Origin of the sequence: Desulfovibrio sp. 1188_IL3213, from assembly GCF_036763145.1 — a bacterium.
GTDB lineage: Bacteria > Desulfobacterota > Desulfovibrionia > Desulfovibrionales > Desulfovibrionaceae > Desulfovibrio.
The window spans coordinates 1-5,498 of sequence record NZ_JBAIYR010000133.1 but is presented as its reverse complement, the minus strand read 5'-3'; the positions used below and the strand labels follow the sequence as shown (position 1 = coordinate 5,498).

Sequence of the window (5,498 nt, the reverse complement as noted above, 5' to 3'; positions counted from 1 at the left end):
TGACTTTGGCCGTCGCCACGGCACTGTGGACGAAATGAACGGCGGCAAGTTTGCCTGCCAACTGTGGCGAGTGCGGCTGCCGCGCCTTGAAGGCTGCTGGCTGGCCGCCAAGCCGCAAACATTCATGAACCTCAGCGGACAGTGCGTGCAGCCCCTGCTGGCCTGGCACAAGCTCAAGGCCGAAGACCTTGTGGTGGCCCACGACGAGTTGGACATCTCCCCCGGCGAACTGCGTTTCAAGTTCGGCGGGGGCAATGCCGGACACAACGGCTTGAAGTCCATAACCGAACTTCTCGGCACGCCGGACTTTTACCGCCTGCGCATGGGCATAGGCCGTCCTCCCCACAAGGGCGATGTGACCAACTGGGTTCTGGGGCGCCCCCAGGACGAAGACGCCGACAGTCTTGAGCGCAGTCTGCCGGCAGCGCTGGATGTCCTGTTCGCCTTTGCCGAAAAAGGCCTGGACAGCGCCGTGCGCACAGCAGGAAAAACCGCTAAACCGCGCAAGCCCGCCAGCCAGGCCCCCAATGCCGACACCCGAAACGGCAGCCCTGAAACTTCAGGCAATCCTCAAAAGCAAGATAAAATTTAATCTCGCGTGGCGGCATGGATATTTCATGCTATATATTCGGGGATACAGAGGGTGGAGGCCTTGATGAATGCCGTGTGCACTCCCCGTACCTTCGCTCTCGAAACAGGGAAGGATGCACTGATGGGTCTGTAGACTGCTTTGCAGTTTACGCCACTGCCCCGTAAATGTTGCGCTGTTTTGCTGTAAACGGCTCATGAAGGCAACCAACAGCCAAGCCCTGTGCTTTTTTTGCTTTTTCGGCTGGACTCTTCAGCACATTTAGACTACTATCTTTGAAGAGTAAGTTTCCAACTCATCTTTTATTCAAACAAAATTCGTGACTTCCAGCTTTTTCCGCTCCAGGTCTCGTACAGTGGCGCTCCTTTGGGGCGTGTGGTGGCATAATGTTCACGCCGGACGATCTCGTTGTATATCCAGCCCAGGGGGTGGGCAAGATAGAAAGCATCGATAGCCAGACTATTGGCGGCATCGCATGTGATTTCTATATTGTTCGCATTCAGGCCAACAATGTAACGTTGATGGTTCCTGTTAACAATGCCGCACATGTGGGGCTGCGCACGCTTACCACCACGGAAGAGGCGGAACGCATTCTTGAAGAGCTACGCAACAGCACCGGCAAGGTTGTGCATACCGGGCAGAACTGGAACCGCCGGTTCCGCGAATATTCCGAGCGCCTTAAAAGCTCCGAGCTTTCCGTAGTTACAGAAGTTTTACGCGAACTTCTGCTTATCGGCCGCACCAAGGAGCTTTCTTTTGGCGAGCGCCGCCTGCAGGAGCAGGCCATGGGGCTTGTCACCGGCGAACTGGCCGAAGTGCTCAAGGTTGAGGAAGACAGCCTGCGGGATGAATTGCTTGAGCTTTATGCGCCGCCGCCACCGCCGGAAGAAAGCCGAAGCTGAGCCGGCCCTTTCAGGGCAACCCCAGACCGGTCAAAAAAAGACTGCATCTGCCCGTTTTGACGGCACGCCGTTGCGCCGGGCCACGGCACATGCGGGCAAAAGATTCGCATACTGCCAGACCATGACCGGGAGTGACGTATTTTTTAAGGTGTAGACGTCACTTTTCTCTTGCCATAATGCAAAAGATGGGCTAATCGCATTCACGCACACCTATTTTGTCTCCTTACATCCAATCGCCAATAATGCAGTGTTGTAAAATACTGTATGGTTTTAGTTTGTCTTATTCAAAAGATCGGACAGTTATGCGCAAAAAGAAAGCTACCCCCACTCTGTTGACAGACAGCGCCCTGAGTCTCACAGACCTGAAAACCCGCAGCATGCAGGAGCTCATGGATCTGGCGGAGCAATACGAAATTGAAAATGCCAGTTCCATGCGAAAGCAAGAGCTTATCTTTGCTCTGCTTTCTACCTGCGCCTCTCAGAACGGCGCCATTTACGGCGATGGCGTGCTGGAGATTCTGCCGGACGGCTTTGGCTTTCTGCGCTCGCCCCTTTGCAGTTACATGCCGGGGCCTGACGACATCTATGTGTCGCCATCGCAAATCCGGCGCTTCTCTCTGCGCAAGGGCGACATTGTTTCCGGGCAGATCCGTCCGCCCAAGGAGGGTGAACGCTACTTCGCCCTGCTCAAGGTTACCGAGATAGGTTTTGAACCGCCGGAACATGCCAAAAATCTCGTCCTCTTTGATAACCTTACCCCCATCTATCCCGACCATCAGCTCGTCATGGAAAATGGCGAAAAAAATCTTTCCAACCGCGTCATCGACATCATGGCCCCCATTGGGCGCGGCCAGCGCGGTCTTATCGTTGCCCCTCCCCGCACGGGCAAAACCATTCTGCTGCAATCACTCGCCAATGCCATCAATGCCAACAATCCGGAAGTCTACCTCATCGTGCTGCTGATTGACGAGCGCCCCGAGGAAGTGACCGATATGGAGCGCACGGTCAAAAAGGCCGAAGTGATCAGTTCCACGTTTGATGAGCCGCCGCAGCGCCATGTGCAGGTTTGTGAAATGGTGCTTGAAAAGGCCAAGCGCCTGGTCGAGCGCAAACGCGATGTTGTGATCCTGCTGGACTCCATCACCCGTCTGGGCCGTGCCTACAACGCCGTAACGCCCTCTTCCGGCCGTGTGCTTTCCGGTGGCCTGGATGCCAACGCCCTGCAACGGCCCAAGCGCTTTTTCGGCGCGGCCCGTAATATCGAAGAAGGCGGCAGCCTGACCATTATCGCCACCGCCCTTATTGATACCGGCTCGCGCATGGACGAAGTGATCTTTGAAGAATTCAAGGGTACAGGCAACATGGAAATCTATCTGGACCGCCACCTCTCGGAAAAGCGCGTGTTCCCCGCCATCGACATAAACCGCACCGGCACACGCAAGGAAGACCTGCTGCTGCCCGAAGACGTGCTCAACCGCGTCTGGATACTGCGCAAGATTCTGGCACCCATGTCCGCCATCGACAGCATGGAATTCCTGCTGGACAAAATGCGCGGCACCAAGTCCAACAAAGACTTCATGAACGCCATGGGCAAATAGCCCGTCCAGAAACGCACATCAAACGCCTTATTAAACCCCGGTTTTTACCGGGGTTTTTTATTTATTGCTATTACTATTCAAAATCATTGTTTTTTTGTCACGCTCAGCAAACTTGCCTGCTGTATCCTCATTTTTTATGTGCTACAGTTTATTTACAGGTGGCCTATACCCCTGTGTCGCCACTGGCGACCCGGCCCTTAACAAAGGAAGAAAACATGAAAAACTATCTGCAATATGGCGCATTCGCGCTGGCCGCTGCCCTGCTTCTGAGTGGCATCCAGCCGGCAACCGCCCAGGATGCCGAACAGGACGGTGCAAAGCTGTACACGGCCCTTTGCGCATCCTGTCATACCCCCACCCCCGCAAAAATGATGGGCAAGCCCGTTGACGGGCTTGTGGCCGGGATGGAGAAGGTTAAAAACATGGAATCTCCCACCGGTCCCCTGATCAAAATGAAAGCGGTGCTCACGCCGCTGACGGAAGCACAGATCAAGAATATCGCGGAATACCTCAACCAGCTTAAGTAGCTGACATGAAAATGCCCCCGGGCAGCTCTGATCTGTCTCCCTTCAGGGAGACAGATCAGAGCTGCCCGGGGGCATTATGCTGTGCGTGACGCAAAGCCGTCCCACAAGCCGCACCTAGAGCAGATTAACTTTGAGAATGTACATTCTCAAAGTTTAAGCCACGCTCGCTTCGATGCTTAACCGCGCAAGTAAATAGCTCTGCTGTCTTCGCGGCAGTCATTGGCGAGCCTGCGAGCCTTACGAATGGCGACAGTGGTTGTGTGGAAACAAACCGCTCGTTACACATGCTGTTCGCAAGCGTAGTTTCCTGCGTTACAGCTCCTGAAGCATCCGTAACTTCCTTTGTCGTAACGGCTGAAGCTGCGCTTGCATCTTTGCGGCGGGCGACTGCTCACGCAGCCGCCAGAGCAATTTCAAAGTGAAATTGCTCTGGCAGGCATCAATCCTCAAGCCACAGACCGGCCTCCAGACAGGCCTGTTTGACGAATATGTTTTCATTGCCCTGAAGTTTCTCGATACGTCCGGCCCGGGCGCATTCCCACGAATCCACCGGGTACCGGCTGTTCCAGGCCCGCATGAGCTTTCGCTGCCGGAGGCTCATTGAGTAGGACGAAGAGTACGCATCGGCCATATAAAAATAGGTGCGTGCAATCTGGCCGCGCGCGCTCTCCGGCGGTTCGGCCCTGTTCTTTGCCACTTTCATGGCGCAGCGGCCAAAGCTCGGTTCCGCTTCCGGCAGCATGGCATAGCTAAAATTGGAGCGCAGGGCATTCACCGCGCCGATGGATGGATACAGATTATACATATCGGCCTGCATGCGGCGGTAGTCACTGTTCACCCTTTCCGCACAACGCCGCCCCTTGTAGGATTTTCCGTCCTTGACGCACTCGGGATGTCCCTGCTTCCATTCCTCAAAAAAGCGGCCCATATTTTCCGCAGGCAGTACGTGTTCCCACTCCATCGTTTCGGCCCGTGCCGCATACGTCGCCACTGAAAACCCTTCGGGCAGGACGACCCTTCCCTGAGAATCATAGGTTGCGCCGCAATACAACGTAACGTGACGGTCATGGTACACCTGCCGTGCCAACATTCTTTTGGCCGCGGCAAAGCTTTCATTGCTGCTGTTTCCGGCAGCAGACACCAGACAGGCGTTGAAAAAAATAAAGCTGAAAAAAAGCAGCACTCTCATGGCTTACCTCTTTTTCAGCTATACAATTTTATAAATATAGAATCAACGTTATAAAAATAGTTTACCTATCTGTATTTGTTCGCCTCAGCCAGTCATTGCCAACTTTCAGATTGATGATGACAAACGCAAAAAAATATTATAGCTTGCACTTCTTGAGTGAGTTCTATCGGGCAGTTAGCTCAGTTGGTTGAGCATCGCCCTTACAAGGCGGGGGCCGGGGGTTCGAGTCCCTCACTGCCCACCAATAGTACCGAGGGGTTGCAGATTTTTCTGCAACCCCTTCTTTGTTTTCCCAACACCATTCCCAACACGCCTCCTAAAAAACAGAAACAATCAGTAAAAAGCCTCGCGATGGTATGCCCTTCCTTTTTTGAGAGGAGCAGAACTCGCAGGTGGTTTCTATTCTCAATTCTATCGTAGTCATCCCCACCATTTCGTCTCATTCACTTTCTGCGTGAAATATTTGGCGCGAGCAACATGAGGACAGATATATCTGGAGCCATGCTGCCCAAGCCATTTTTTGCTTTTTGTGGTGTGGCCCGGAATGCCAAAATTTAAAAATCTCTTAGATGCTGTAGTCACGAGACTGAAGCCCACAAAAAGATACACCTGATCTGAACGGCAGCCAGAAATGAGGCCGCATTTTTTGCGTACCGAGTCGCTATGCCGCGCCATTGCTTCAAATAGAGAAAA

Annotated in this window: 5 protein-coding genes, 1 tRNA gene and 1 pseudogene; 5 read left to right on the top strand and 2 right to left on the bottom strand. The window is 53.6% G+C overall.

Annotated features, from left to right (window positions below; all coding sequences use genetic code 11):
• From pth to V6C16_RS07105, 4 genes are all read left to right on the top strand, one after another.
• The coding region (pth, locus tag V6C16_RS07120) for an aminoacyl-tRNA hydrolase (protein ID WP_333542947.1) at nucleotides 1–592 on the top strand (592 nt) is incomplete at its 5' end.
• Between the two features lie 383 nt (nucleotides 593–975).
• On the top strand, nucleotides 976–1,491 hold the full coding sequence (locus V6C16_RS07115; RefSeq protein WP_333534386.1) for a CarD family transcriptional regulator: 516 nt from the start codon (nucleotides 976–978) through the stop codon (nucleotides 1,489–1,491).
• Nucleotides 1,492–1,793: 302 nt separating this feature from the next.
• Nucleotides 1,794–3,089, top strand: coding sequence for a transcription termination factor Rho (gene rho, locus V6C16_RS07110; protein ID WP_012625082.1), 1,296 nt, complete (start codon nucleotides 1,794–1,796; stop codon nucleotides 3,087–3,089).
• Between the two features lie 215 nt (nucleotides 3,090–3,304).
• Nucleotides 3,305–3,616, top strand: a complete 312-nt coding sequence (locus tag V6C16_RS07105) for a c-type cytochrome (RefSeq protein ID WP_333534383.1) — start codon at nucleotides 3,305–3,307, stop codon at nucleotides 3,614–3,616.
• Nucleotides 3,617–4,055: 439 nt separating this feature from the next.
• On the opposite strand, the gene V6C16_RS07100 is transcribed toward V6C16_RS07105, so the two are convergent.
• On the bottom strand, nucleotides 4,056–4,805 hold the full coding sequence (locus V6C16_RS07100) for an endonuclease (protein ID WP_333534381.1): 750 nt from the start codon (nucleotides 4,803–4,805) through the stop codon (nucleotides 4,056–4,058).
• Nucleotides 4,806–4,973: 168 nt separating this feature from the next.
• On the opposite strand from V6C16_RS07100, the gene V6C16_RS07095 reads away from it, so the two are divergent.
• Nucleotides 4,974–5,049, top strand: a tRNA-Val gene (locus tag V6C16_RS07095).
• Nucleotides 5,050–5,383: 334 nt separating this feature from the next.
• On the opposite strand, the pseudogene V6C16_RS07090 reads toward V6C16_RS07095, so the two are convergent.
• A pseudogene (locus V6C16_RS07090) lies at nucleotides 5,384–5,498 on the bottom strand (IS5/IS1182 family transposase); the annotation flags it as partial.